Origin of the sequence: Microbacterium sp. cx-59, assembly GCF_020805625.1 — a bacterium.
GTDB lineage: Bacteria > Actinomycetota > Actinomycetes > Actinomycetales > Microbacteriaceae > Microbacterium.
Genome location: NZ_JAJHGO010000004.1, coordinates 18,862 through 44,118, shown reverse-complemented (window position 1 = coordinate 44,118; position 25,257 = coordinate 18,862). Strand labels below are relative to the sequence as shown.

The window sequence follows — 25,257 nt, the reverse complement described above, 5'->3', positions numbered from 1 at the left end:
CTCGAAAAGTGCGGACGGAGGGATGCCGGTCACAGATGTCGGTAGACGTCCTGCAGCGTGAGGTTCTTCGCCAGCATCATCACCTGCAGGTGGTAGAGGAGCTGGGAGATCTCTTCTGCGGCAGCATCCGTCGACTCGTACTCGGCGGCCATCCACACTTCGGCGGCTTCTTCGACGATCTTCTTGCCGATCGTGTGCACCCCGGCGTCGAGCTCGGCGATCGTGCCGGAACCAGCGGGTCGGGTGCGTGCCTTCTCGCTGAGCTCCGCGAATAGATCGTCGAACGTCTTCACTGGTCCAGGGTATCGAACCGGGAGGACCCCTCGGACCGGATGACCGCGGCGGCGTGCGCCGGAGCTACGCGGCCCCGTGCAGGTGAGCCCGCGCGGCCGCCGTGCGAAGCCCCGCGATGGCGTTGTCGGGATCGTCCGCACCGAACACGGCGGATCCGGCGACGAACGTATCGGCGCCGGCCGCGGCGGCCTGAGCGATCGTCGACTCGCCGATCCCCCCGTCGACCTGCAGCCACACGGCAGAGTCCCGACGACGCGCTTCTGCGGCCAGCGTGCGAAGCTTCGGCATGGTCTCGGGCATGAACGACTGTCCGCCGAAGCCCGGCTCGACCGTCATCACGAGCACCTGATCGAACTCGGGAAGAACCTCGAGCAGCGCGTCGACCGGGGTTCCGGGCTTCACGGCGACACCGGCGCGCGCCCCGATCGCACGCAACCGCCGGGCCAGCGCGACCGCATCGTCCGCGGCCTCGAGGTGGAACGTGACCGACGCCGCGCCGAGCTCGGCGTACTCGGGAGCCCACCGGTCGGGATCCTCGATCATGAGATGGACGTCCAGCGGCACGGGACTCGTCTCCTGAATACGACCCACCATCTGCGGACCGAACGTCAGGTTGGGCACGAAGTGGTTGTCCATCACGTCGACGTGCACGAAGTCTGCAGAGGCGATGCGGGCGAGTTCGGCCTGCATGTTCACGAAGTCGGCGGCGAGGATCGACGGGTTGATGCGGAGATCGGTCACGCGTCCATTATCCCCGGGTGGTCGCCGCCCAACCGCGGGGTCGTCGCGACAACTCCTCCACATCGGGCCCCGGCGGGGTCGGTGGCCCCGGGGTTACCGGTTTTGGAGGAGTTGTCGAGTCGCGAGCTCGGAGCGGGCACAGCGCGGGCGGCCGGTTCTCCCGAGCCGTGCGCGACAACTCCTCCACATCGGGCCCTGGCGGGGTCGGTGGCCCCGGGGTTGCCGGTTTTGGAGGAGTTGTCGAGGCGCGAGCTCGGAGCGGGCACAGCGCGGGCGGCCGGTTCTCCCGAGCCGCGCGCGACAGCTCCTCCATATTGGGCCCCGGCGGCGCCGGTGGACCCCCGGGTTACCGGTTTTGGAGGAGTTGTCGAGTCACAAGTCCGGCGTGGACACGGTGCGGGCACAGTGCGGGGCGGCATCCGCGCGTCGGCGCGGACCCGCGAGCGGGTCAGCGTCGGCGGAGGAGGCTCAGGAACATGGCGTCTGTGCCGTGCCGGTGCGGCCACAGCTGCGCACGCCCCGATCCGTCGGCGGGCGTCGGCAGATCCAGCGGCGTACGCGCCACCGCCTGCACGGCCGCGCGTGCGTCCAGTTCCTCCAGCTCATCGCCCCACTCGCGACGCGCCTCCGCAACGACCCCCACGGTCTCGGCGAGGTGCGGCGAGCACGTCACGTACGCGACGATCCCGCCGGGGCGGAGAGCGCCGATCGCGGCCGACAGCAGTTCGGACTGCAGCGCAGTGAGCTCCGCGACGTCGGCGGCGGACTTCCGCCAGCGGGCCTCCGGGCGACGGCGCAGCGCGCCGAGGCCCGTGCAGGGCGCATCGACGAGGATGCGGTCGTACGACCCGGGCGCCAGGGCGGCGCGCTCCCGACCGTCGAGCTCGCTCACCGGAACCTCAGCGGGAACGCCCGCCAGCGCAGCACGCACGAGCCCCGCCCGCGCGTGGGAGATCTCGTTCGCCTCGAGATGGGCACCGTGCGCGAGTGCCTCCGCGGCGAGCAGGGCGGTCTTCCCGCCGGGGCCGGCGCACAGGTCGAGCCACCGTTCGCCGTCGCGCACCGGCACGACGCGTGAGAGCGCGAGGGCGACCAGTTGCGAACCCTCGTCCTGGACGCGGATGCGGCCACCCGCTGCCGCCATCACGCCGGCGGGGTCGCCGCCGGCCGAGAGCGCCCCCACCGGGGAGTACACGGTCGGCGCGAGATCCGCGGGGCGCGTGGCGAGCCCCGGAAGAACCGCCAGTGCCACTCGCGGCGACGCGTTGTCGGCCCGCAGCAGTTCGTCGAGCTCGTCTGCGCGTCCTTCCGCTGCGAGAGCGCGACGGAAGGCGCGGAGGATCCAGACGGGATGCGAGGTCGTGAGGCTCAGGCGTTCGTCGGCGGATCGCGCCGACTCCTCGATGCGAGCGATCCACTCCCCCGGTGTGTCGCGGGAGATCCGGCGCAGAACGGCGTTCGCGAAGCCGGTGGGGCCGGGGCCTGCCACCGCGCGGACGAGCGCGACGGTCTCGTGCACCGCCGCGTGGGAGGCGATCCGCGTGGAGAGCAGCTGGTGGGTACCGAGCCGAAGCGCGTCGAGGACGTCGGGGTCGATCGCCTCCGGTTCGCGCCCGGCGGCGGACGCGATGATCGCGTCGTAGGTGCCCTGCCGCCGCAGGGTGCCGTAGGTCAGCTCGGTCGCGAGCCCGGCATCCTGCGAGTTCAGCCCCGCGCGTTCGATCTCGATCGGAAGCAGCAGGTTGGCGTACGCCTCATCGGCGTGCACCGCCCGAATCGTCTCGTACGCGACGCGGCGAGGTCCGCGCGCGACGCTCACGAGCCGACCACCGGTTCGGCCGAGCGGATTCCTCGATACCAGTCCCCGGCCGCCATGGCGGATTTTCCGGCGGGCTGAACGCGGGCGAGAAGGAGCGGGTCGGTGCCCGTGCCCACCCGAATGGCGGACCCGTCCAGCGCCAGCCGACCGGGAGCGAGTGCGGACTCCGCGTCGGCGCGATGCAGCTCGATCACTTTCACCCGCGCGCCCTCCAGCGTCGTGAACGCACCGGGTTCGGGAGTCGTGCCGCGCCACCGGGCGAGGATCTCGTCGGCGGGTCGGGTCCAGTCCAGTCGCCCGTCCTCGGCGGTGAGCTTGGGCGCGTACGTCGGTTCGCCGGACTGCGGCACGGCGCGCGCGGTGCCGGCGGCGATCTGGTCGACCACCCGGTGCAAGAGCTCGGCGCCCTGTTCGGCGAGGTCGGCGAGCACGCGGTCTGCCGTCGCGAGCGGCGGCACCCGATAGCGGATCTCGTCGAAGACATCGCCGGCGTCGAGAGCCGCGACGAGCTGGAACACGCCGGCACCGATCACGGAGTCGCCCGCGACGAGGGCGCGCTGCACGGGTGCTGCTCCCCGCCAGGCCGGGAGCAGAGAGAAGTGCAGATTGATCCACCCGTGCCGCGGCGTCGACAGCAGCGGTTCGCGCACGAGGCCGCCGTACGCGACGATCACCCCCAGGTCGGGCGCGAGACGGGCGATCTCGGCCGTCGCTGCATCGTCGAGTCGATCCGTCTTGACGACCGACAGACCGAGGTCGGTGGCGGCCTGTGCGACGGATGACGGCGTGAGCACGCGCTTGCGGCCCAGCGGCGCGTCGGTGCGCGTGACGACCGCGGCGACGTCGTGGGCGGATGCAGTGAGCACCCGTAGAGAGGGGACAGCCGCATCCGGCGTCCCTGCGAAAACGAGACGCATGACGCTCCTCACAGATCGGGGTCGGGCACGTCGACCCGCACTCTGAGTGTATTGCGCGCCGCCACCGCGGCCCGTCCCTTCGCCCGGCTGCGGCGCCCGGCGACGGCCTCGGCGACGACCGATGCGCGAAGGGTCTGCGCCACGGCTCGTCCGTGCGCGTAGTCGAATCGGACGAGGGCGCGCACCCGCGGGACGTCGTCGCTCGGGATCGGCACCGGGCCCACGACCGCGTCGGCGGTGAGTTCGTGCACATCGCGGGCGAGCGCCGAGAGAGCGCCGTCCACGGCCGGGCGGGTTCCTTCGACGACCGCCACGCGAACGGTCGGCGGCATCTTCAGCGGGGCGCGCTCCGCCAACTCGGATCGGGCATAGGCGGGCTGGGTCCAGGTCGCCAGGGCGCGGGCGACGGCGCCCGCCACCCCCGTTAGCATCACGGGAGAACCGGGAGCCGCGAGGGCAGCGGCGTTCGACCACCAGCGCAGGCAGGACTCCGTGATCCGCAGGTCCTCGGCGAGCAGCATCCGGTCGCCGTCGAGGAGGAGAACGGCGCGGTACCCGCCGTCGGCGACCGGTTCGGCGCCGCGCGTCGCGACGACGAGGGCGGGGCGCGCGTCGACGCGCAGCAGGGCATGGTCGCGGTCGGCGAGGATGACCCGGGTGTTCGGGAAGGCCCGGCCGAGTTCGTCGGCGGTGCGCTCACTGCCCGAGGAGGCGAGGCGCATCTCGGTCGCCGAGCAGTGCGGGCAGACCCACCCCGCGATTCCACGGCCGCACCAACCGCACTCGGGGGCGCGCCCGTGCCCCCGCACGCGCAGCGGGCCGGTGCAGTGCACGCAGCGCGCCGGATGCCGGCATGACGAGCACACCACGACCGGTGCGTATCCCGGCCGAGCGACCTGGACGAGCACCGGACCGGAGGCGAGGGCCTCCCGCACCGCCGCGAACGCGCTGGAGGGGATCCGTGCCTGGGTGGGCGCGTCGGATGTGGCGGTCAGCACGACGCGCGGAGACTGCCGACGGCGCGCGGGTACGTCGCGGAGCCAGCCCAGGCCCACCAGACGCTCCACGTCGGTCGTGCGGGTGTGCCCGAGGATGAGCAGCGCCGATGCCTCCAGCTCCTGACGCACGAGTGCGGCGTCCCGGGCGTGCACGCCCGGACTCAGCGGTTCGGCGAGCAGCGGATCGCCGTCGTCCCAGATCACGACGAGCCCGAGCGCTGCGACGGGGGCGTAGACCGCCGACCGATTGCCGACGACGACGCAGGGGGCATCGCTGAGGGTGCGGAGGTACGCCGCATACCGCGCCGGTCCGGACTGGCGCGCGTCGACGGGCACGACCGCGTCGATCGGCAGCTTGCCCTCGAGCGCGGAAACGACCTGCTCCTGATCGCGGTGATCCGGCACCACGATGACCACGCTGTGGCCGGCCGCGAGGGTGACCGCTGCGGCCGCCGCGACGAGCACGGCCCACGCCCCGACCGTGCGACCCTCCCCGATGACGACGGGTCGGGGCGGTGCGTCGAGCGCCATCCGCTCGCGATCCTTCAACCCGGGGCGCAGCGTCGGGAATGCGTCGAGCACGTCTTCGGCGGCGCGCACCACCTCGGGCGCGACGACGGGCGCCGTCGGCGGCTCGCGCAGCAGCCAGGACTTCTCGGCCCGCACCATCCGCTTCGGTACCGCGAGTCGGAGGACATCGGATGCGGACCCCGCCGCCCGGTCGGCAACCTTCCGCGCCAGCTCGTACAGCCCGCCCGGCAGCACCGGCACCGGCGAGATGACGGAGTCGAGCTCGGAGAGCGGGCGCTCACTCGGCTCGGACCAGGCGCGTTCGACCACGAAGCCGTCGATCATCCGGCCGGCGCTGCGCAGCGGAACCTTCACCCGCACGCCGGGCTGCGCGTCCGCATCGAGGTCGGGCGGGACCACGTAGTCGAACAGGCGGTCGAGCTGGGGCAGCGGGCTGTCCAGCAGCACACGGGCGATCGGGCGGGCGGATGCCGACGGCGGCGCAGCGGCGGCCGCCGCATCCGATTCCGTCGCGTCGACTGCCTCGTCGCCGCCCGCCGCCGCGTCGCCTGCGGCCTCGGTCGCCCCCGCCGTCACGTCAGAGCCCGGCAGCGGCGCGCAACTCCTCGACGCGGTCGAGGCGCTCCCAGGTGAAATCAGGTAGCTCGCGCCCGAAGTGCCCGTACGCCGCGGTCGCGGCATAGATCGGGCGCAGCAGGTCGAGCTGGTCGATGATCGCCTTGGGGCGGAGATCGAAGACGTCGAGGATCGCGCGCGTGATCTTGTCGTCGTCGACGTGGGCCGTTCCGAAGCTCTCGACGTAGAGTCCGACGGGGCTCGCCTTGCCGATGGCGTAGGCGACCTGCACCTCGAGACGGTCGGCGAGACCCGCCGCGACGGCGTTCTTCGCGACCCAGCGCATGGCGTAGGCGGCGGAGCGGTCGACCTTCGAGGGATCCTTGCCGCTGAAGGCGCCGCCGCCGTGGCGGGATGCCCCGCCGTAGGTGTCGATGATGATCTTGCGACCGGTGAGTCCGGCATCGCCCTTCGGGCCGCCGGTGACGAAGGGGCCCGCCGGGTTGATGTAGTACTGCACATCGGGGAGGTCGAGTCCGGTCGAGGCGAGCACCGGGTCGATCACCGCGGCGCGAACCTGGGCGCGCAGGTCTTCCTGGCTGATGTCGGGGTGGTGCTGGGTCGAGAGCACCACGGATTCCACCGTCTTCGGCACGTGCCCGTCGTAGCCGAGTGTCACCTGCGTCTTGCCGTCGGGGCGTAGGAAGGACAGCTCGCCCGAGCGCCGCGCATCGGCGAGCCGCTCCGCCATCCGGTGCGCCGTCCACGCGGCCATCGGCATGTACTGCGGCGTTTCGGTGGTGGCGAAACCGAACATGATGCCCTGGTCGCCGGCGCCCTGTTCGTCGCGCGGGTCGATCGACCGGCCCTCGCGCTGTTCGAACGCCTGGTTCACTCCGGCGGCGATGTCGGAGGACTGCGCGCCGATCGACACGCTCACCCCGCAGGAATCACCGTCGAAGCCGGTGTCGCTGGAGGTGTAGCCGATGCGGTTCACGACGTCGCGCACGATCGCCGGAATCTCGACGTACGCACGCGTGGACACTTCACCCGCGACGTGCACGAGCCCGGTCGTGACGAGGGTCTCGACCGCGACACGGCCGGCGGGATCGTCGGCGATGATCGCGTCGAGGATGCTGTCCGAGATCTGGTCGCAGATCTTGTCGGGGTGCCCCTCGGTGACGGACTCGGAGGTGAACAGGCGCAGGTCGGTCATCGGTACTCCCCGTTGTGGCGAACGCTGCCGCCATCATGCACGCGGCCCCGGACACCAGGTGTCGGGGCCGCGCAACAGAACGAAATTACTCGGCGTGCCGTAGACGCAGCTTGTCCTCGTGGATCTCGTGCATCGCGATGGTGAGGGGCTTGTCCTCGATCGTCGAGTCCACCAGCGGACCCACGTTGTCGAAGAGGTTTCCTTCGTGCAGGTCGGAGTAGTAGTCGTTGATCTGACGAGCGCGCTTGGATGCGTAGATCACGAGCTGGTACTTCGAGTCGACCTTTTCGAGAAGGCTGTCGATGGGGGGCTCGATGATGCCCTGGTTGGTTCCTGCCATGGCGAAACCTCCTGGTTCTTCAGTGGCGGCGAAAGTCGGCGGACGCGGCGATCAAGATGCGCGCGAAGATGCCTGGGCTAATTCTACGACCTCACGCGCGGCTTCGGCGACGTCCGCGTTCACGACGCGGTAATCGAACTCGTGCTGGGAGGCCAATTCGACCCGCGCGGTACGCAACCGGCGGGCTCGTTCCTCGTCGTCCTCGGTGCCGCGCCCCACGAGCCTTTGGACGAGCTCGTCCCAGCTGGGCGGAAGCAGGAACACCAGCGTCGCGTCGGGGGCGGCCTCGCGCACCTGACGCGCGCCCTGCAGATCGATCTCGAGCAGAACCGTGCGTCCCTCGGCGAGGGCTTTGTCGATCGGCGCCCGCGGCGTGCCGTACCGGTGCGCGTTGTGCACCGTGGCGTACTCGAGGAGCTCGCCCCGGGCGATGAGGTCGTCGAAGCCGGCGTCATCGACGAAGAAGTAGTGCTGGCCGTCGACCTCGCTCGGGCGCGGAGTGCGCGTCGTCGCCGACACCGACAGCAGGATCTCCGGATGGTGCTCCTGGATGTGGGTGGCGACCGTGCCCTTGCCGACGGCGGTGGGCCCGGCGAGCACGATCAGCCGGCTTCGTGCCCCGCGCGGACGGGGTTCGGGGAACCGGCCCTCGAGCCAAGTATCGAGCGCGCGCCGCTGGCGCACGCCGAGACCCGCGAGGCGCTTCACGTTCGAGATTCCGAGTTCGGCGAGGATGCGTTCGCGTTTGCTCTCGCCGATCGCAGGCAGCGCGGTGAGGAAGTCGGTGATGCGGAGCGTTCCCGCCGGCGACAGGCTGTCGGTGTCGGCGCGGCGCAGCACCTCCTGCGGCGACACGACACGGGTCGCGATGTCGCGTTTGAGGGAGGCGCGCGCGCGGCGGGCGGCCACGGCCTTCCGTGACGCCGCCGCGCGGTCGACCTCGGGGGGTGTCTGCTTGTCAACCACGGGCACTCCCCCGGTAGAGCGCGGCGCGTTCTTCGATCCGCGCCGCGAGGCCCGCGGGCCCGACGGACAGGATGCTGCGGCTCTCGTTCGCGATCACGTTCGAGGCCCCGTAGCCGAATAGACGCGGCAGGTCGGCGGGGTCCGCCCCCTGCGCGCCGAAGCCCGGCGCCAGCACCGGCATGCCGGCGATGACGATGTCGGTCAGCCCGAATGCGGCGCGGTCGACGGTCGCGCCGATGACGACGCCGATCGAGCCGAGCGCACCGGGCAGTCCCATGTTCAGTTCGCCCACGTCGTGCGCGACGCGGGCCGCGAGGCGGCCCCGCACGTCCGCCGAATCGTCGTCGACGAGCGCCTGCTGCACGAGGGCGGCTTCCGGGTTGCTGGTCGCGGCCAGCACGAACGCGCCCTTCCCGTGGGCGATCGCCATCCGCAGCGATGCGCGGAGCGAATCGGGCCCGAGGTAGGGGCTGAGCGTGACGGCGTCGGCCTCGAGGGGTGAGCCCGGTCGCAACCACGCGTCGGCGTATCCGGCCATCGTCGTGCCGATGTCTCCGCGCTTCGCGTCGGCGATGACCAGCAGGTCGGCCGCGCGCGCGGCCTGCAGGACGTCTTCGAGCGCGCCGAATCCCCGTGAGCCGTACTGCTCGAAGAACGCGACCTGCGGCTTCACCACACCGACGCGTCCGGCCGATGCCTCGACGACGCGCAGGCCGAACTCGCGCGCGCCGGCGGCGGAGGGCTCGAGGCCCCACGCCGTCAGCAGGCTCGCGTGCGGATCGATTCCCACGCACAACGCGCCGTGGTCATCGAGCGCGGCGCGCAGGCGCTGGCCGAATGAGATCACGCGCGCGCCGCCCGATCCGCCGCGTACTCCTGCAGGCTGCGCACGTTGTAGCCCTCGCGGATGACCGGCAGCGCACTCACGGCCGCGCCGAGCACGGCCATCGTGGTGAATAGCGCCTTGTCGGCCGCCACGGCCGCCGCCCGGATCTCGTATCCGTCGGCGCGCGCAGATCCACCACTCGGGGTGTTGACGATCATGTCGATGCGCCCGGCGTTGATCAGATCGACGACGTTCTCCTCACCGCTCTCCTGGGTGGCCGAGTACTTGTTGACGATCTGCACCCGGATGCCGTTCCGCGCCAGGATCTCGGCCGTTCCCTCGGTGGCCAGCAGCTCGTACCCGAGCTCCTGCAGGCGGTGGGCGGGCAGGATCACGGCCCGCTTGTCGGCATCCGCGACCGAGATGAACACCGTTCCGCCCAGCGGCATGCCGCCGTATGCGGCCTGCTGGCTCTTCGCGAACGCGGTCGGGAAGTCGCGGTCGATGCCCATGACCTCGCCCGTCGAGCGCATCTCCGGTCCGAGCACCGAATCGACGGTCTGACCGTCCTTCGTGCGGAACCGCTTGAAGGGGAGCACGGCTTCCTTCACCGCGACCGGTGCGTCCAGCGGGACCCGCGAGCCGTCCTGCTCGGGCAGCATGCCCTCGGTCTTCAGATCCGCCACCGACGAGCCCGCCATGATCCGCGCGGCCGCCTTCGCGAGCGGGATTCCGAGGGCCTTCGAGACGAACGGGACCGTGCGGCTCGCGCGTGGATTGGCCTCGATGACGTAGAGCACGCCGGCGCTGATCGCGAACTGCACGTTCAGCAGTCCGCGCACACCCACGCCCCGGGCGATGGCGAGCGTCGCTTCGCGCACGCGGTCGACATCGGATCGACCGAGGCTGATCGGGGGCAGGGTGCAGCTCGAGTCGCCGGAGTGGATGCCGGCCTCCTCGAGATGCTCCATGACGCCACCGATGTAGAGCTCGTCGCCGTCGAACAGGGCGTCGACGTCGAGCTCGATCGCGTCGTCGAGGAAACGGTCGACCAGGAGCGGCAGACCCGGTCCGATGATCGCCTGGTCGGCGACGCGCACGAAGTAGTCGCGGAGGCTCTCGGTGTCGTAGACGATCTCCATGCCGCGCCCGCCGAGCACGAAGCTCGGACGCACGAGCACCGGGTAGCCGATCTCTTCCGCGATGGTGACGGCGCCGTCCACGTCGATCGCCGTGCCGTTGCGAGGAGCAACCAGCCCCGCGTCATCCAGCAGGCGCGCGAACAGCTCGCGCTCCTCGGCGAGATCGATGGCCTCCGGGCTCGTGCCGAGGATGCGGTACCCCGCGTCCTCGATCCCCTTCGCGAGCCCGAGCGGCGTCTGGCCGCCGAGCTGGCAGATGACGCCGAGGATCTCTCCCGAGCGGCTTTCGGCGTGCAGCACTTCGAGCACGTCCTCGAGCGTCAGCGGTTCGAAGTACAGGCGGTCGCTGGTGTCGTAGTCGGTCGAGACCGTCTCGGGGTTGCAGTTGACCATGATCGTCTCGTAGCCCGCATCCGACAGTGCGAAGGAGGCGTGCACGCAGGAGTAGTCGAACTCGACGCCCTGACCGATGCGGTTCGGGCCCGACCCGATGATCACGACCTTGGTGCGCTCGGACGCGGCGACCTCGGTCTCCTGGTCGTAGCTCGAGTAGTGGTACGGCGTGAGGGCGGGGAACTCGCCCGCGCAGGTGTCGACCGTCTTGTAGACCGGGCGGATGCCGAGTCCGTGCCGGATGCCGCGCACCTCGGTCTCGCTGAGTCCGCGGATCTCGGCGATCTGAGCGTCGCTGAACCCGTGGTCCTTGGCGACCCGGATGGCTTCCGCATCCAGTTCATCGGCCGTGCGCAGGAACTCGGCGACCTCGTTGATCAGGACGATCTGGTCGAGGAACCACGGGTCGATCGCGGTCGCCTCAAAGGCCTGCTCGATGGTCGCCCCTTTCCGGAGCGCCTGCTGCAGCACGACGATCCGGCCGTCGGTGGGCGTCCGCGAGATCTCCAGGAGCTCCTGCACCGAGCGGTCCTCGGGACCCCAGTGGAAACTCGACCCGCGCTTCTCGAGCGAGCGCAGCGCCTTCTGCAGGGCGGTCGCATAGTTGCGGCCGATCGCCATAGCCTCGCCCACGGACTTCATGGTGGTCGTGAGCGTGACGTCAGCGGCGGGGAACTTCTCGAAGTTGAAGCGCGGAACCTTGACGACGACGTAGTCGAGCGTCGGCTCGAAGCTCGCCGGCGTCACCTTGGTGATGTCGTTCGGGATCTCATCGAGGCGATACCCGATCGCGAGCTTGGCGGCGATCTTGGCGATCGGGAACCCGGTCGCCTTCGACGCCAGAGCGGACGAGCGCGAGACGCGCGGGTTCATCTCGATCACGATGATGCGGCCGGTGGCCGGATCGATCGCGAACTGGATGTTGCAGCCACCGGTGTCGACGCCGACGGAGCGGATGATGTCGATGCCGATGTCGCGGAGCTTCTGGTACTCGCGGTCGGTGAGCGTCAGCGCGGGCGCCACCGTGATCGAGTCGCCGGTGTGCACCCCGACCGGGTCGACGTTCTCGATCGAGCAGACGACGACCGTGTTGTCGGCCGTGTCGCGCATGAGTTCGAGCTCGTACTCCTTCCACCCGAGGATCGATTCCTCGAGCAGCACCTCGTTCGTGGGCGAGTCGTGCAGGCCGGCGCCGGCGATGCGGCGGAGGTCACGCTCGTCGTAGGCGAAGCCCGAGCCGAGGCCGCCCATCGTGAACGAGGGGCGCACGACCAGCGGGTAGCCGAGTTCTTCGGCCGCGGCGAGGCACTCGTCCATCGTGTGGGCGATGCGGCTGGCGGCCACATCCGCGCCGCACTCCAGCACGAGCTCCTTGAAGACCTGGCGGTCCTCGCCCTTCTGGATGGCCTCGACCTTCGCGCCGATGAGCTCGACGTCGTACTTGGCGAGGATGCCCAGCTCGTCGAGCTTGATGGCGGCGTTCAGGGCGGTCTGGCCACCGAGGGTCGGCAGAATCGCGTCCGGCTTCTCCTTCGCGATGATCGTCTCGAGCACGTCGGGGCTGATCGGCTCGATGTAGGTCGCGTCGGCGAAGTCGGGGTCGGTCATGATCGTCGCCGGGTTCGGGTTCACGAGGATCACGCGCAGGCCTTCGGCCCGGAGGACCCGGCACGCCTGGGTGCCGGAGTAGTCGAATTCGGCGGCTTGCCCGATGACGATCGGGCCGGAGCCGATGACCAGGACGGAGCGGATGTCGTCGCGCTTAGGCATTGGCGGCTTTCTTGCTGAGGTCCTCGCGCACGAGCTGGGCGAAGCGGTCGAACAGGTAGTTGGCGTCGTGTGGGCCGGCGGCGGCTTCGGGGTGGTACTGCACGGAGAACGCGGGGATGTCGAGCGCGCGCAGGCCCTCGACCACGTTGTCGTTCAGTCCGACGTGGCTCACTTCGACGCGGCCGTAGCCGTGCGGGCTGTCGGAGGTGGTGTCGAGCGGCGCATCGACCGCGAAGCCGTGGTTGTGCGCCGTGATCTCGACGCGCCCGGTCTCGCGGTCCAGCACGGGCTGGTTGATGCCGCGGTGCCCGAACGGCAGCTTGTACGTGCCGTAGCCGAGCGCGCGACCGAGCAGCTGGTTGCCGAAGCAGATGCCGAAGAAGGGCAGCCGTTCGTCGAGCACCGCGCGCAGCAGTTCGACGTGATCTTCGGATGCGGCGGGGTCGCCGGGGCCGTTGGAGTAGAAGACCGCGACCGGGTCGATCGCGCGGATGTCGTCGATCGTGACCGACTGGGGCAGCACGTGCACGTCGAAGCCGCGGGCCGCGAGGTTCACAATGGTCGCCTGCTTCACCCCGAGATCGAGCACGGCGAGGTTGCCGATGCGCTCCCCTGTCGCCGGGGTGATCTCGGCGGCGGCGACGGACACGCTGGCCGACAGGTTCTGCCCGGCCATCTCGGGCGCCTCGCGGACGATCCGGAGCTGCTCTTCGGGATCGAGGGCTGCGGCATCGCCGGAGAAGATACCGCCGCGCATGCTGCCCGCGGAACGGATGTGGCGGGTGACCGCGCGCGTGTCGATGCCGCTGATGCCGACGATTCCGTCGGCGACCAGGGCCTCGTCGAGCGAGCGGTCGGCGCGCCAATTGGAGACGACGCGCGAAGGGTCGCGCACGATGTATCCGGCCACCCAGATGCGTCGGGACTCCACGTCTTCTTCGTTGACGCCGGTGTTGCCGATGTGCGGGGCGGTCTGCAGCACGATCTGGCCGGCGTACGACGGATCGGTCAGGGTCTCCTGGTAACCGGTCATGCCGGTCGAGAAGACCACTTCGCCGAGGGTCGTGCCGGTCGCGCCGTACGCGTTGCCGGGGTAGCGCGAGCCGTCCTCGAGCACGAGGGCGGCGGGGCTGCTGCGGAAGAGGGTCATGCGTCGGTTCCTGTCGGTGTGGGGGAAGTCAGAAGCGCGGTGATCGCGTCGGCGGCCGCGCGGGCCGATGCGCCCTGCGGGCGGAAGTACGAATCGACCACGGTGCCGTCGTCGAGTCGCCAGCTGAGCCTGGTCAGACCGTCTCGTTCGACGACCCGGTCGATCGCGACCGTCGCCTGCTCGGCCGCGGTGAGGCGTTCGCGGGAGAGGAAGATCGGGTCCTGACCGCGCAGATGCAGCACGACGCCGTCATCCGTCACGGTCAGGTCCGCGCGCGCGCGGAACCCGAGCCCGCGGACGGCGAGGCGCTCGAGCGCCACCCCGTGCGCCGTGGTGGCGACGTAGAGACCGGGGAACTCGGCGCGCACGAGAGAACCGGGGGGCACCGCCTCGCTCGGCGCGGCGAGACCTCGATCGCGTCGCGTTCGTCGTCGCCAGCCGAGGCCCATCAGCCCGATCAAGACGATCGCGACCGCGAGCATGACCAGCAGGGCTCCCTCGCGGCTCACGGGGCGACCTCCTCGGGAGAGGCCAGCGCGCCGTCGCGCAGCGTGACCCGCCCCGCGTGGAACGTCCATCGCGTGCTGCCGGGAAGCTCGCGCCCGAGGTAGGGCGAGTTGACGCTCAGACCGTGCAGGTCGTCGGTGCCGAAGACCCCGCCGCCGCGCGGATCGTGCAGCGTAAGGTGGGCCGGCTCCCCCGCGGTCAGCGGGCGCCCGTGACCGCCGAGGCGGCCGATCGCGGCGGGGGTGCGGCTCATCACGCGGGCAACATCCGCCCAGTCGAGCATTCCGGTGTCGACCACGGCGAGCTGCACGACCCGGAGGGCGCTCTCGAGTCCGACCATCCCGTTCGCGGCGGCGTGCCACTCGCAGGCCTTCGCCTCGTGCGGATGCGGGGCGTGATCGGTCGCGACGATGTCGATCGTGCCGTCGGCCAGGCCCTCGCGCACCGCGCGAACGTCCTCGTCGCGGCGAAGCGGCGGGTTCACCTTGAAGCGCGCGTCGTACCCGCGCACCAGCTCGTCGGTCAGCAGCAGGTGGTGCGGGGTGACCTCCGCCGTCACGGCGATCCCCCGCTTCTTGGCCCAGCGGATGATGTCGACCGACCCGGCCGTCGACAGATGGCAGACGTGCAGCCGCGATCCGACGTGCTTCGCGAGGAGCACGTCGCGCGCGATGATCGCTTCTTCGGCGACCGCGGGCCAACCCGCGAGGCCGAGTTCCGCCGAGACACTTCCCTCGTTCATCTGGGCGCCCTCGGTGAGCCGCGGGTCCTGCGCGTGCTGCGCCACGACACCGTCGAACGCCTTCACGTACTCGAGTGCACGGCGCATGATCAGCGGGTCCCAGACGCAGAACCCGTCGTCGCTGAAGACCCTGACCTTGGCCCGCGAATGCGCCATCGCGCCGAGTTCGGCGAGTCGCTCGCCCTTCTGCCCGACGGTGACGGCGCCGATCGGCTGCACGGTGACGTAGCCGGCGGCTTCGCCGAGCGCGAGTTCTTGCTCGACGACACCGGCGGTGTCGGCCACCGGTGACGTGTTCGGCATCGCGAAGAGCGCCGTGAAACCGCCGGCGGCTCCGGCACGCGAGCCGGTGAGGATCGTCTCGGACGCTTCGTAACCCGGCTCCCGCAGATGCGTGTGCAGGTCGACGAGGCCGGGGAGGGCCACGAGGCCGTCCGCATCGATGACGCTGGCACCGGAGCGGCTCAGGCCGCTGCCGACCTCGGCGATCCGCGCATCCTCGATGAGGATGTCGGCCGGGTCGCCGCCGTCGATCCGTGCGCCGCGGATGAGGAAGGTCTCGCTCATCGTGCGTCCTCCTTCTCAGCATCCGCGCGTTCGCCGGAGAGCAGCAGGTAGAGAGCCGCCATCCGCACGGACACGCCGTTGGTCACCTGCTCGAGCACCGTCGACCGCGGAGAATCCGCCGCAGCCGCAGATATCTCGAGGCCTCGGTTCATGGGTCCGGGGTGCATCACAATGCTATCGCCCGGCAACGCCGACAATCGCGCCGCGTCCAGCCCCCAGGACCGCGCGTACTCCCGCTCGGTCGGGAAGTAGGCGGCGTTCATCCGCTCCAGCTGGATGCGGAGCATCATGAGCGCGTCGGGACCCGCGGCGATCGCGGCGTCCAGGTCGTAGCCGATCGTGGCCGGCCACGCCGAGACGTCCTGCGGGATGAGGGTCGGGGGCCCCACCAGAGTGACCTTCGCACCCAGGGTGTGCAGCAGCCAGACGTTCGAGCGCGCCACGCGCGAGTGCAGAATGTCGCCCACGATCGTGACCGAGAGTCCCGCCAGGTCGCGACCGCGGCTGTCGTCGCCGTAGGTGCGCTTGCGGATGGTGAACGCGTCGAGCAGGGCTTGCGTCGGGTGCTCGTGGGTGCCGTCGCCCGCATTCACGACGCCGGCGGTGATCCAGCCGCTCGTCGCGAGGGTCCGGGGTGCACCGGATGCGCCGTGCCGGATGACGACCGCATCCGCTCCCATCGCCTGCAGCGTCTGCGCCGTGTCCTGCAGCGACTCGCCCTTGGAGACGCTCGAGCCCTTCGCGGAGAAGTTGATGACGTCGGCGGAGAGGCGTTTCGCGGCGGCCTCGAAGGAGATGCGTGTGCGGGTGGAATCTTCGAAGAAGAGGTTCACCACGGTCTTGCCGCGCAGCGTCGGCAGCTTCTTCACCTCGCGGCGCTGCGTGTCGGCCATGTCTTCGGCGACATCGAGGATGCGCAACGCGTCGGTGCGCGTGAGTGAGCGGGTGTCGAGAAGGTGCCTCATGACTCGATCGTCACCTCTTCGATACCGTCCACCTCGGCGAGGCGCACGTTCACCCGCTCGGTGCGCGAACTCGGCAGGTTCTTGCCGACGAAGTCGGGACGGATCGGCAACTGGCGGTGCCCGCGATCGATCAGAGCGGCCAGCCGCACGGCCGCCGGGCGGCCGATGTCCTGCAGCGCATCGAGCGCGGCGCGGATGCTGCGACCGGAGAACAGCACGTCGTCGACGAGCACGACCGTGCGTCCGTCGATTCCGGACGCCGGAATCTCGGTGCGGTGCGGGGTGCGGGTGGGATTCTTCGCGAGATCGTCGCGGTACATCGTGACGTCGAGCGCCCCGACCGGAACGGGGGTGTTCGCGAACTCGGAGACGAGAGCGCCGATGCGGTTCGCGAGCGGAACGCCGCGCGTGGGGATCCCGAGAATCACCAGACCTTCCGCCCCGCGGTTGGACTCGAGGATCTCGTGTGAGATCCGAGTGAGCGCTCGGGCGATGTCGGCCTCATGCAGCACGGTTCTCGTGCTCATCCGCCGCTCCCTTCTCCGCCTCTCGGACGGTGTTAAAGGTTGCTGTGGTTCTCCTACACCCTATCAATACCGGGCGCCCGACGAGCCCGGAACGCGGCCCCGCTGTTAGGCTCGAAAGACTGCCATGACCGAACGAACCGACCTCCGTGGCGCTGCTGCGTCCGACCCGCACCGTCCCCTTCCGAACGACGACGCGGTCCGCGGCGATGGTGCGGATGCGTCCGTCGTGATGGGTGCCGGCGCGGCTTCGGCGACGGCGAAGGTCATCCTGTTCGGCGAGCACGCCGTCGTGTACGGGTACCCGGCGATCGCCGTCCCGGTGGCAGCCCTGACGGTGCGCGCCGATGTGCGTCCGGCGCTCGGCGGCAGCACGATCGACAGCGCACTGTTCTCGGGCCCGCTCGCGGACGCTCCCGCGCGCCTGCGCCCCACGGCCGTTGCCGCAGAGGCTGCCCTCACCGCGCTCGGCGCAGCGCACACGCCCGTCGCCGTCCGCATCCGGAGCGACATCCCCGCCGAACGCGGTGTCGGTTCCAGCGCGGCGGTCGCCGCTGCCGTGGTCGGGGCCGTCGCCGACGCGTTGCAGGTCACCCTGGATGCGGACCGTCATCACGAGCTCATCCAGATCGCCGAACGTGCGGCCCACGGAACGCCGAGCGGCCTCGACGCGCGCGCGGTGCGCGCGGCGGGGCCCATCTGGTTCCGTTCCGGCGACGTCGAGCCTCTGACGGTCGCCGTACCTCTCGTGTTCGTGATCGCCGACACCGGTGTCCGCGGCCGGACGGGTGAGGCGGTTGCGGCCGTTCGCGCGCTGCGTGAAGAGTTCCCGGTGCACACCGATGAGGTGATCGCGGCTCTCGGTGACCTCGCGGTCTCTGCCCGCGACGATCTGGCCAGCGGAGACGCGGAGTCGCTGGGGCGCCGCATGACCCGCGCGCACGCCCTGCTCGGCGAGCTCGGTGCCGGCGACGCGGCGTTGGATCGCCTGGCAAAGGCAGCGCTGGCTGCCGGAGCGCTCGGCGCGAAGCTCACCGGCGGCGGACGGGGCGGGTGTCTGCTCGCTCTCGCGCGCAGCGCGGCGCACGCAGAAGACCTCGAGACGGCCCTTCGTGCGGCCGGGGCCACCGACGTGTGGGCGACGACCGTGCCCGCCACCGGCGCTCAGGCGTCGGACGCTCCGGCCGCTCCGGCCGCTCCGGCGGAGTCGGTGCCCGTTCGGCCCGTATCCCGCACACGGACGCCGGTCGGATCCGAACAGATCACGAATGTGGAGCAGACCCGATGACCCGTGCGACCGCGCGCGCCCACCCGAACATCGCGCTCGTGAAGTACTGGGGCAAGCGTGACGCCGCCCTGAATCTCCCGGCGACCGGCAGCATGTCGATGACCCTCGACGTCTTCCCCACCACGACGACCGTGACGGTCGAGCCCGGCCGGGACCGCGACGAACTCGTCCTCGGCGGCGTCGTGCAGCAAGGGGTGCCGCGGGAGCGCGTGGAACGATTCCTCGACCTCGTGCGCACCGCATCCGGATCCTCCGCGCGCGCCCGCGTCGAGACGGAGAACACGGTTCCCTCCGCCGCGGGACTCGCGTCGTCCGCCTCGGGGTTCGCCGCTCTCGCCGGTGCCGCCGCCGCGGCGTACGGGCTGGATCTCGACGAGCGCGCGCTCTCCCGGCTCGCCCGTCAGGGCTCCGGATCCGCATCCCGATCGATCATCTCCGGCTTCGCGGTGTGGCACGCCGGCGACGACGATGCGTCCTCGTTCGCGGAGGCCGTGCCGGCACCCGAACTCGCCATGGTGGTCGCCATGGTCGACCGGCGCGAGAAGTCCGTTTCGAGCCGCGAGGCCATGCGACGGACGGTCGACACCTCGCCGTTCTACCCCGCCTGGATCACGTCGACGGCCCGCAGCCTCGAGGACGCCCTGGCGGCCGCGGCCGCGGGCGACGTCGAGCGTCTCGGTGGCATCACCGAGACCAACGCGCTGCGCATGCACGCGCTCATCCAGTCGTGCGATCCGCCCATCCGGTACCTCTCCCCGGTGAGCGTCGAGATCTTCGACCGCGTGGTCGCGCTCCGCGCGCAGGGCGTCGCCGCGTTCGCGACGGCCGATGCCGGGCCGAACGTGGTCGTGATCTGTCGCCCGGCGGATGCGGCGACGGTCGCCGCAGCGATCGACGACCTGGCCGACACGGTCACCTCTCTGCCGGGACCGGGAATGCAGGTCCTCGACCGGGTGCCCGCATGAACCGCGGCGCGGCGGCGCACGCGGAGACGATTACGGTGCGCGCACCGGGCAAGCTCTTCATCGCCGGCGAGTACGCGGTCGTCTCCCCCGGCGAGCCGTCCGTGCTCGTCGCGGTCGATCGCTACCTCACGGTCGGCCTGACCGAGAGCGTCGGCGCCGGCAGCATCCATTCCCCCGAGTACGGGCGGATGCCGGTGGTCTGGACGCGCAGCGAAGGCGGGCTCACGGTCGACCGGGAACACCACCCCTACGACTACGTCTTCGAGGCGATCACGGTCGCCGAGCGCCTGCGGGCCGAACGCGGGCTTGCGCCGCGCTTCTTCGACCTGCGGATCGACAGCGGACTCGACGACGTATCGGGTCGGAAGTTCGGTCTCGGTTCGTCGGCAGCCGTGACGGTCGCCACGGTCCGCGCGATCGACCGGTTCTACGGTTTCGATCTGTCGCCCACGGAGCTCTTCCAGATCGCGCTTCTCGCGACGATCCAGGTCGCCCCGACCGCGTCGGGCGGCGACCTCGCGGCGAGCACGTTCGGCGGATGGATCGGGTACCGCGCCCCCGATCGTGAACTGCTCCGCCAGCGCACCGCCGCGGGTTCGATCGACGCGCTCCTCCGCGACACTGCGGCGTGGGAGGGCCTCGAGATCCGTCGACTATCGGCGCCGCGCAACCTCTCGTTCCTCGTCGGATGGACGGGCGCGCCGGCGTCCACCGAGCGACTCGTGGACGCCGTCGGACGGCGGAGCCGGGCCGGCAGCATCGATCACACCGCGTTCCTCGAGGATTCACGTCGATGCGTGAACGGGCTGTGGACGTCGCTCGAGACCGGCGACGATTCCGCCACGCTCGGGGCGGTGAACGCCGCGCGCCACATCCTGCAGGGACTCGGCGCACAGTCCGGTGTATCGATCGAGACGCCCGCTCTCCGCGCGCTCTGCGAGGTCGCCGAATCGATCGGCGCGGCGGCGAAGCCGTCCGGCGCCGGGGGCGGCGATTGCGGCATCGTGCTCGCGCCGGCCGGGGCGGACGTCGCCGGCATGCTGCGCGCCTGGGAGGCGCACGACATCCGTCACCTCACGGTGTCGGTGCACGCGCCCGAGGCGGAACCGGCGTGAGCGCGCCGGGGCCCGCGGGGCGGAAGGACGATCACGTCCGCTTGGCGGCGGATCAGCAGGCAGAGGGTCTGCGCGGCAACGACTTCGACGACATCACGTTCCTGCACCACGCCCTCGACGGGATCGACGCCGACACGGTGGACACGTCCGTCGAGGTGGCCGGCACGACGTGGTCGCTCCCCTTCCATATCAACGCGATGACGGGTGGCAGCGCCGCGACCGGCCGCATCAACCGTGATCTGGCGATCGCCGCGCGCGAGACCGGCGTGGCCATCGCCTCCGGCTCCCTGAGTGCCGGGCTCGACGACCCCGCGCTCCTAACGACCTTCCGCGTGCTCCGCGACGAGAACCCCGACGGCGTCGTCTGGGCGAACATCGGCGTCGAGCGGCGACCGGATGATGCGCGTCGCGCGGTGGACGCCCTCGCGGCCGATGCGCTGCAGGTGCACCTCAACAGCATCCAGGAGACTGTGATGCCGGAGGGCAGCCGGCATTTCTCCGGGTGGCTGCGCTCGCTCGAAGCGCTCCGCGATGCCGTCGAGGTGCCGATCGTCGTCAAAGAGGTCGGATTCGGCCTCAGCACCCGCACCCTCTCTCGTCTCACCGACCTGGGGATCCGCTACGCGGACGTCTCGGGCCGTGGCGGCACCGATTTCGTGCGCATCGAGAACTCCCGCCGCGCGGGGGCCGATTACGAGTACCTGACCGGATGGGGGCAGTCGGCCGTCGCGTCGCTCCTGGACGCCCCTGCATCCGCCCCCGTGCTGCTCGCCTCGGGCGGCGTGCGCAGTCCGCTCGACGTCGTGCGTGCGCTCGCGTTGGGCGCCCGGGCCGTGGGGGTGTCGGGCACATTCCTCGCCCCGGTGCTGGACGGCGGCGCGGACGCCCTCATCGCGCGGATCACGCAGTGGACGGCGCACACCCGGGCACTGCTCGCCGTGCTCGGCGCCGCAACGCCCGCCGACCTCGTCCATTCGGACCTCATCATCGACGGCTCGGTCGCGCGCTTCTGCGCCGCTCGGGGCATCGACATCACCGCGTGGGCGCATCGTTCGGATGCCGCCCCGTCCACCGAGAGGAGCCGGCATGACCGGTGACGCGGAGTTCACCTCCATCCCGATGCGCTGGGTCGGCCCGCTCCGTCTCAGCGGAGACGTCGTGGGCGAGCAGCAGGTGCCGCTCGCGACCTACGAGTCCCCTCTGTGGCCCTCGGTCGGACGTGGCGCACGCATCTCGCGCCTGGTGCCGGACGGCATCCGCGTGACGATCGTCGACGAGCGGATGACGCGCTCCTCGCTCTTCGTCGCCGCGACCGGGGCCGACGCGGCCCGCGCGGCGCGCCGCATCCTGGAACGCCAGGCCGAGCTCGCCGAGATCGTCGCCGCGCAGAGCAGGCATGCGCGCCTGATCGACATCGATACCGAGATCGTCGGCAACCTGCTCTTCCTTCGGTTCGCTCTGACGACGGGCGATGCGTCCGGCCACAACATGGTCACGCTGGCGGCGGAGTCGCTCATGGCCCGTGTGCTGGAGTGGCACCCCGAGCTGGAGTACGGCTCGATTTCGGGCAACTACTGCTCCGACAAGAAGGCCACGGCCGTCAACGGCATCCTCGGGCGGGGTCGCAACACGATCGCCGAGATGCTGATCCCGGCCGCGCTCGTCAGCGAGCAGCTGCGCTCGAGCGCCGCTCGCATCGTCGAACTGAACACGCGCAAGAACCTCGTCGGTTCCACGATCGCGGGCGCTCTCCGGTCGGCGAACGCGCACTACGCGAACATGCTGCTGGCCTTCTACCTCGCGACGGGACAGGATGCGGCGAACATCGTCGAGGGATCGCAGGGCATCACCTGGGCCGAGGTCCGTGGCGACGGCGATCTCTACTTCTCCTGCACGCTCCCGAACCTGATCGTCGGCACCGTCGGCAACGGCAAGGACCTCCCCGGCGTCGAAGACGCGCTGACGCGGATCGGGTGCCGCGAGGACCGCGAGCCGGGCGGCAACGCCCGTCGACTCGCGGGTCTGATCGCCGCGACCGTCCTCTGCGGCGAGCTCTCGCTGCTCGCGGCGCAGACGAACCCCGGAGAACTGATGGACTCGCACCTGCGCCTCGAGCGCCGCACGGAAGGAACCCGATGAGCATGCGGATCGGCATCCACGATCTGTCCCTCGCCACCGCGGGATACGTCCTCGACCTGAACGATCTCGCCGCGGCGACCGGTGTCGACCCCGACAAGTTCCGGATCGGGCTCGGCCAGGACCAGATGAGCGTTCCCGGCCTCGACGAAGACATCGTCACGATGGGCGCCGCCGCAGCGCTCCCCATCCTGGAGCGGCACGGACGCGACAGCATCCGGACCCTGATGTTCGCGACCGAGTCGGGGATCGACCAGTCGAAGTCCGCCGCGGTGTTCGCGCACGCGCTGCTCGGATTGCCCGACACCTGCCGGGCGGTTGAGCTGAAGCAGGCCTGCTACGCCGCGACCGCCGCGATGCAGGCCGCGCTCGGCATCGTCGCGCGGAACCCCGAGGAGACCGTGCTCGTCATCGCGAGCGACATCGCCCGGTACGAGGTCGACACGGCCGCCGAACCCACCCAGGGGGCCGGAGCCGTCGCATTCCTCATCGCGGCAGACCCGGCACTCGTGGAGATCGAGCCCATCGTGGGCGTGCACACCGCCGACGTCTCCGACTTCTGGCGACCGAACGACAGCGCGACCGCGGTCGTCGACGGCAAGCTCTCGATCGACGCCTACCTCGACGGCCTGACCGCCGCGTGGGACGACTTCCGTGCACGCGGCGGCGTCGACATTGCCAAGATCGACCGGTTCTGCCACCACCAGCCCTTCACGCGGATGGCGGCGAAGGCCCACCGCCGCATGGCGGAGCACACCGGCACCGAACTCGGTGTCGAGCTCTACGAGACCAGTACCGTCTACAACCGCCGGATGGGCAACTCCTACACGGCGTCGCTCTACGCCGGGCTCGCTGCGCTGCTCGACTTCGACGATGACCTGGCGGGTCGCCGCATCGGATTCGTCAGCTACGGCTCGGGCAGCGTGACCGAGATCTTCACCGGCGTCGTGAGCGCCGAGTACCGCGAGTTCCGCCGACAGGCGGAAACGGCGGCGCGTCTCGATGGTCGTGTCCCGGTGAGCGTGGAGCGCTACCGGGCGCTGCACTCCGGTGGTGCCGTGTCGAGCGCCGCGGACGTCGAGATCCCGGTCGAAACCGACGGCCCGTTCCACTTCACCGGCATCCGCCACCGGGCGCGCCAGTACCGCGCCTGATCCGAACGTCCTCCGATGCGCGCAGCGCGGGCGTCGGAGGACGACGGCGATCAGATCGCGGCGGGTGCGGTCGCCTCGCGGTAGAGCGCGTCCTCGATCGGATGCGACCGGATGGGATGCCCCTGGGTCGTCAGGCATCGCCCGGACGTGAGGTCCCACTTCCAGTCGTGCAGGCTGCAGGTCAGCACGCCGTCTTCGATCTTGCCGGTCTTCGACAGATCCGCCCGCAGGTGCGGGCAGCGACGCTGCACGACCCAGTCGCCGATCTGCGTGTCTTCGGAGACATCGGCCTGCTCGGCGTACCAGTTCTCGACGTACTCGATCCGGTCGCGCGACAGGCACTTGAAGAACGTGGTGATGAACTCGTTGAACTTGCCGCTCCGGCTGGCGGTGAACTGCATCGACAGGAAGATCGAGTTCGACCAGTCGATCTCGTGCTCGGCGATGTTCGTGGAGACCAGGTCGGCGGGAATCGTGAACCAGTAGACCGCTTCTTCGCCGGCGTACTCGCGCACCTTCGCCTTGGGGAAGTCGACCACGAGGTCGAGCTCGCCGATCGTCATCCGCACGGCCCCGCCGACCCCGCTCCGGATCGTGCGCGCCCGACGAAGCAGCGGCTCCCACCATTCCTTCAGCGCCGCCAGCATCTCCGCGGGCGGCAGGACCTCGGCGCGCGAGGCTTCTTCATCCGCGATCTCCTGCTGTCGCGCCGCGCGCTGCCGCTCGAGGTAGCCCCACTTGTCGGCGAACATCTCGTCGATCTCGGCGTCGGTGTACAGGGTCTGCTCGACCGAGAGGTCGCCGCTTTCGAGGGTGACGACCGTGCCGGGGATGAACACGTGGCCGTCGTACTGCGGTGCCTCGTCGGCCAGGCGGGCGAGGAACTGCGCCTGGTCGGTGAAGATCGAATCGTTCTCGAGGCCCCAGCCGTTGTAGCGGAACAGCTCGTCGCGGAGGAACATCGGCGGCCCGGCCATCGGGAAGACGTGCGGAGCGTCGACCTTCTCGATGTAATACATGGCGCGCTTGTGCTGCGCCTCGCGCTTCAGGTGGGCGAAGTTCTTCTTCGCGTCCTCCGGCAGGTCGTAGACCATCGGCCACCAGATCGCGCCGGAGAACTGCGTGAAGTAGAGCTCCGGCTTCGAGAACGACAGGAGCTTCTCGAGATCGAGCGGGTGCGAGTCGTTCTGGTTCAGAATCGACGCGCTGCCGTCGTCGACGGAGAGCGAGGAATCCCCGATCGGACCGTCGCTCGGTGCCCGGAGCGGCGTCACCATCAGGCGCAGCGGCCCGCGCTCAATGACCTCACCCGCGTGGGTGTAGGTGATGTTGTGGAAGCCGAGCTTCCGCAGATCTTGCTCGAGGTCATCGGTCGGGTAGTCCGGCAGGAGAATCTCGATGTTGGGACGCACGTACTGACGAAGCAGCCACGGGTCGAAGTGATCGCGGTGCCGGTGCGAGATGTAGAGCATGTCGGCGGCACCGAAGCGCTCCCAGTCGAGTCCGCGGTTGTCGGGGAAGACGAACCAGGACCCGTAGAACGAGGACTTCACGACCGGATCGCAGAGGATGCTGCCGCCGGCTGTTTCGATGAACATGCCGGCATGTCCGAGACCCGTGATGCGCATAGAGAAGG

General features: G+C 70.5%; 21 protein-coding genes and 1 pseudogene. 6 read left to right on the top strand and 16 right to left on the bottom strand.

Annotation, left to right across the window (positions count from 1 at the left end):
- Window positions 1-29: 29 nt before the first annotated feature.
- From LMI96_RS03605 to pyrR, 15 genes and pseudogenes are all read right to left on the bottom strand, one after another.
- A complete protein-coding gene (locus LMI96_RS03605; protein ID WP_223721235.1) occupies window positions 30-293 on the bottom strand; it encodes a phosphoribosyl-ATP diphosphatase in 264 nt (87 codons plus the stop codon).
- Between the two features lie 64 nt (window positions 294-357).
- Window positions 358-1,035, bottom strand: coding sequence for a ribulose-phosphate 3-epimerase (rpe, locus tag LMI96_RS03600; protein WP_223721234.1), 678 nt, complete (start codon window positions 1,033-1,035; stop codon window positions 358-360).
- Window positions 1,036-1,483: 448 nt separating this feature from the next.
- The gene (locus LMI96_RS03595; RefSeq protein WP_228360511.1) at window positions 1,484-2,854 is read right to left on the bottom strand and encodes an RsmB/NOP family class I SAM-dependent RNA methyltransferase; all 1,371 of its coding nucleotides are present in this window, start codon (window positions 2,852-2,854) and stop codon (window positions 1,484-1,486) included.
- Window positions 2,851-3,771 carry a methionyl-tRNA formyltransferase gene (gene fmt / locus LMI96_RS03590; protein ID WP_228360510.1) on the bottom strand — a complete coding sequence of 307 codons (921 nt, stop codon included), beginning with the start codon at window positions 3,769-3,771 and terminating at the stop codon, window positions 2,851-2,853. The genes LMI96_RS03595 and fmt overlap by 4 nt, the downstream gene beginning before the upstream one ends.
- Before the next feature lie 8 nt (window positions 3,772-3,779).
- Complete coding sequence (locus tag LMI96_RS03585) at window positions 3,780-5,756, bottom strand: primosomal protein N' (protein ID WP_228360793.1); 1,977 nt, start codon at window positions 5,754-5,756, stop codon at window positions 3,780-3,782.
- 121 nt (window positions 5,757-5,877) lie between these two features.
- Window positions 5,878-7,071: a methionine adenosyltransferase gene (metK, locus tag LMI96_RS03580; protein ID WP_223721231.1), complete on the bottom strand. Its 1,194-nt coding sequence runs from the start codon at window positions 7,069-7,071 to the stop codon at window positions 5,878-5,880.
- A gap of 85 nt (window positions 7,072-7,156) precedes the next feature.
- Window positions 7,157-7,411: a DNA-directed RNA polymerase subunit omega gene (rpoZ, locus tag LMI96_RS03575; RefSeq protein WP_223721230.1), complete on the bottom strand. Its 255-nt coding sequence runs from the start codon at window positions 7,409-7,411 to the stop codon at window positions 7,157-7,159.
- Window positions 7,412-7,462: 51 nt separating this feature from the next.
- Window positions 7,463-8,377: a guanylate kinase gene (gene gmk, locus LMI96_RS03570; protein ID WP_228360509.1), complete on the bottom strand. Its 915-nt coding sequence runs from the start codon at window positions 8,375-8,377 to the stop codon at window positions 7,463-7,465.
- Window positions 8,370-9,224 carry an orotidine-5'-phosphate decarboxylase gene (pyrF, locus tag LMI96_RS03565; RefSeq protein WP_228360508.1) on the bottom strand — a complete coding sequence of 285 codons (855 nt, stop codon included), beginning with the start codon at window positions 9,222-9,224 and terminating at the stop codon, window positions 8,370-8,372. Before pyrF ends, gmk begins: the two co-directional genes overlap by 8 nt.
- Window positions 9,221-12,508: a carbamoyl-phosphate synthase large subunit gene (gene carB / locus LMI96_RS03560; protein ID WP_223721227.1), complete on the bottom strand. Its 3,288-nt coding sequence runs from the start codon at window positions 12,506-12,508 to the stop codon at window positions 9,221-9,223. The genes pyrF and carB overlap by 4 nt, the downstream gene beginning before the upstream one ends.
- Complete coding sequence (carA, locus tag LMI96_RS03555) at window positions 12,501-13,658, bottom strand: glutamine-hydrolyzing carbamoyl-phosphate synthase small subunit (RefSeq protein WP_223721226.1); 1,158 nt, start codon at window positions 13,656-13,658, stop codon at window positions 12,501-12,503. The genes carB and carA overlap by 8 nt, the downstream gene beginning before the upstream one ends.
- Window positions 13,655-14,167, bottom strand: a complete 513-nt coding sequence (locus tag LMI96_RS03550) for a hypothetical protein (protein ID WP_228360507.1) — start codon at window positions 14,165-14,167, stop codon at window positions 13,655-13,657. The genes carA and LMI96_RS03550 overlap by 4 nt, the downstream gene beginning before the upstream one ends.
- Window positions 14,164-15,474, bottom strand: coding sequence for a dihydroorotase (locus LMI96_RS03545; protein WP_228360506.1), 1,311 nt, complete (start codon window positions 15,472-15,474; stop codon window positions 14,164-14,166). Before LMI96_RS03545 ends, LMI96_RS03550 begins: the two co-directional genes overlap by 4 nt.
- Window positions 15,471-16,439, bottom strand: coding sequence for an aspartate carbamoyltransferase catalytic subunit (locus tag LMI96_RS03540; RefSeq protein WP_223721223.1), 969 nt, complete (start codon window positions 16,437-16,439; stop codon window positions 15,471-15,473). Before LMI96_RS03540 ends, LMI96_RS03545 begins: the two co-directional genes overlap by 4 nt.
- Window positions 16,436-16,972, bottom strand: a pseudogene (gene pyrR, locus LMI96_RS03535) (bifunctional pyr operon transcriptional regulator/uracil phosphoribosyltransferase PyrR); the annotation flags it as partial. The pseudogene pyrR and the gene LMI96_RS03540, both read right to left, overlap by 4 nt.
- A 118-nt stretch (window positions 16,973-17,090) precedes the next feature.
- On the opposite strand from pyrR, the gene mvk reads away from it, so the two are divergent.
- Genes mvk through LMI96_RS03505 form a run of 6 tightly spaced genes read left to right on the top strand, consistent with a single transcriptional unit; the run spans window position 17,091 to window position 23,621 of the window.
- Entirely contained in the window at window positions 17,091-18,251 is a 1,161-nt protein-coding gene (gene mvk, locus LMI96_RS03530) for a mevalonate kinase (RefSeq protein WP_228360505.1), read from the top strand.
- Entirely contained in the window at window positions 18,248-19,216 is a 969-nt protein-coding gene (mvaD, locus tag LMI96_RS03525) for a diphosphomevalonate decarboxylase (protein ID WP_228360504.1), read from the top strand. The genes mvk and mvaD overlap by 4 nt, the downstream gene beginning before the upstream one ends.
- Entirely contained in the window at window positions 19,213-20,331 is a 1,119-nt protein-coding gene (locus LMI96_RS03520; protein WP_228360503.1) for a phosphomevalonate kinase, read from the top strand. Before mvaD ends, LMI96_RS03520 begins: the two co-directional genes overlap by 4 nt.
- A complete protein-coding gene (gene fni / locus LMI96_RS03515; protein ID WP_228360502.1) occupies window positions 20,328-21,428 on the top strand; it encodes a type 2 isopentenyl-diphosphate Delta-isomerase in 1,101 nt (366 codons plus the stop codon). Before LMI96_RS03520 ends, fni begins: the two co-directional genes overlap by 4 nt.
- Window positions 21,418-22,470, top strand: coding sequence for a hydroxymethylglutaryl-CoA reductase (locus LMI96_RS03510; RefSeq protein WP_228360501.1), 1,053 nt, complete (start codon window positions 21,418-21,420; stop codon window positions 22,468-22,470). Before fni ends, LMI96_RS03510 begins: the two co-directional genes overlap by 11 nt.
- Window positions 22,467-23,621 (top strand): hydroxymethylglutaryl-CoA synthase, encoded by a 1,155-nt coding sequence (locus LMI96_RS03505; protein WP_228360500.1) that lies wholly within the window; start codon window positions 22,467-22,469, stop codon window positions 23,619-23,621. The genes LMI96_RS03510 and LMI96_RS03505 overlap by 4 nt, the downstream gene beginning before the upstream one ends.
- A 50-nt stretch (window positions 23,622-23,671) precedes the next feature.
- Here LMI96_RS03505 and LMI96_RS03500 read toward each other — a convergent pair whose 3' ends face one another.
- A complete protein-coding gene (locus LMI96_RS03500; RefSeq protein WP_228360499.1) occupies window positions 23,672-25,249 on the bottom strand; it encodes a Rieske 2Fe-2S domain-containing protein in 1,578 nt (525 codons plus the stop codon).
- Window positions 25,250-25,257: the final 8 nt, after the last annotated feature.

Coding starts and splice junctions, on each gene's coding strand:
- fmt (WP_228360510.1), bottom strand. CDS start 3,771: ATGCGTCTCGTTTTCGCAGGGACGCCGGATGCGGCTGTCCCCTCTCTA.
- metK (WP_223721231.1), bottom strand. CDS start 7,071: ATGACCGACCTGCGCCTGTTCACCTCCGAGTCCGTCACCGAGGGGCAC.
- rpoZ (WP_223721230.1), bottom strand. CDS start 7,411: ATGGCAGGAACCAACCAGGGCATCATCGAGCCCCCCATCGACAGCCTT.
- carB (WP_223721227.1), bottom strand. CDS start 12,508: ATGCCTAAGCGCGACGACATCCGCTCCGTCCTGGTCATCGGCTCCGGC.
- carA (WP_223721226.1), bottom strand. CDS start 13,658: ATGACCCTCTTCCGCAGCAGCCCCGCCGCCCTCGTGCTCGAGGACGGC.
- LMI96_RS03545 (WP_228360506.1), bottom strand. CDS start 15,474: ATGAGCGAGACCTTCCTCATCCGCGGCGCACGGATCGACGGCGGCGAC.
- LMI96_RS03540 (WP_223721223.1), bottom strand. CDS start 16,439: ATGAGGCACCTTCTCGACACCCGCTCACTCACGCGCACCGACGCGTTG.
- mvk (WP_228360505.1), top strand. CDS start 17,091: ATGACCGAACGAACCGACCTCCGTGGCGCTGCTGCGTCCGACCCGCAC.
- mvaD (WP_228360504.1), top strand. CDS start 18,248: ATGACCCGTGCGACCGCGCGCGCCCACCCGAACATCGCGCTCGTGAAG.
- LMI96_RS03520 (WP_228360503.1), top strand. CDS start 19,213: ATGAACCGCGGCGCGGCGGCGCACGCGGAGACGATTACGGTGCGCGCA.
- LMI96_RS03510 (WP_228360501.1), top strand. CDS start 21,418: ATGACCGGTGACGCGGAGTTCACCTCCATCCCGATGCGCTGGGTCGGC.
- LMI96_RS03505 (WP_228360500.1), top strand. CDS start 22,467: ATGAGCATGCGGATCGGCATCCACGATCTGTCCCTCGCCACCGCGGGA.
- LMI96_RS03500 (WP_228360499.1), bottom strand. CDS start 25,249: ATGCGCATCACGGGTCTCGGACATGCCGGCATGTTCATCGAAACAGCC.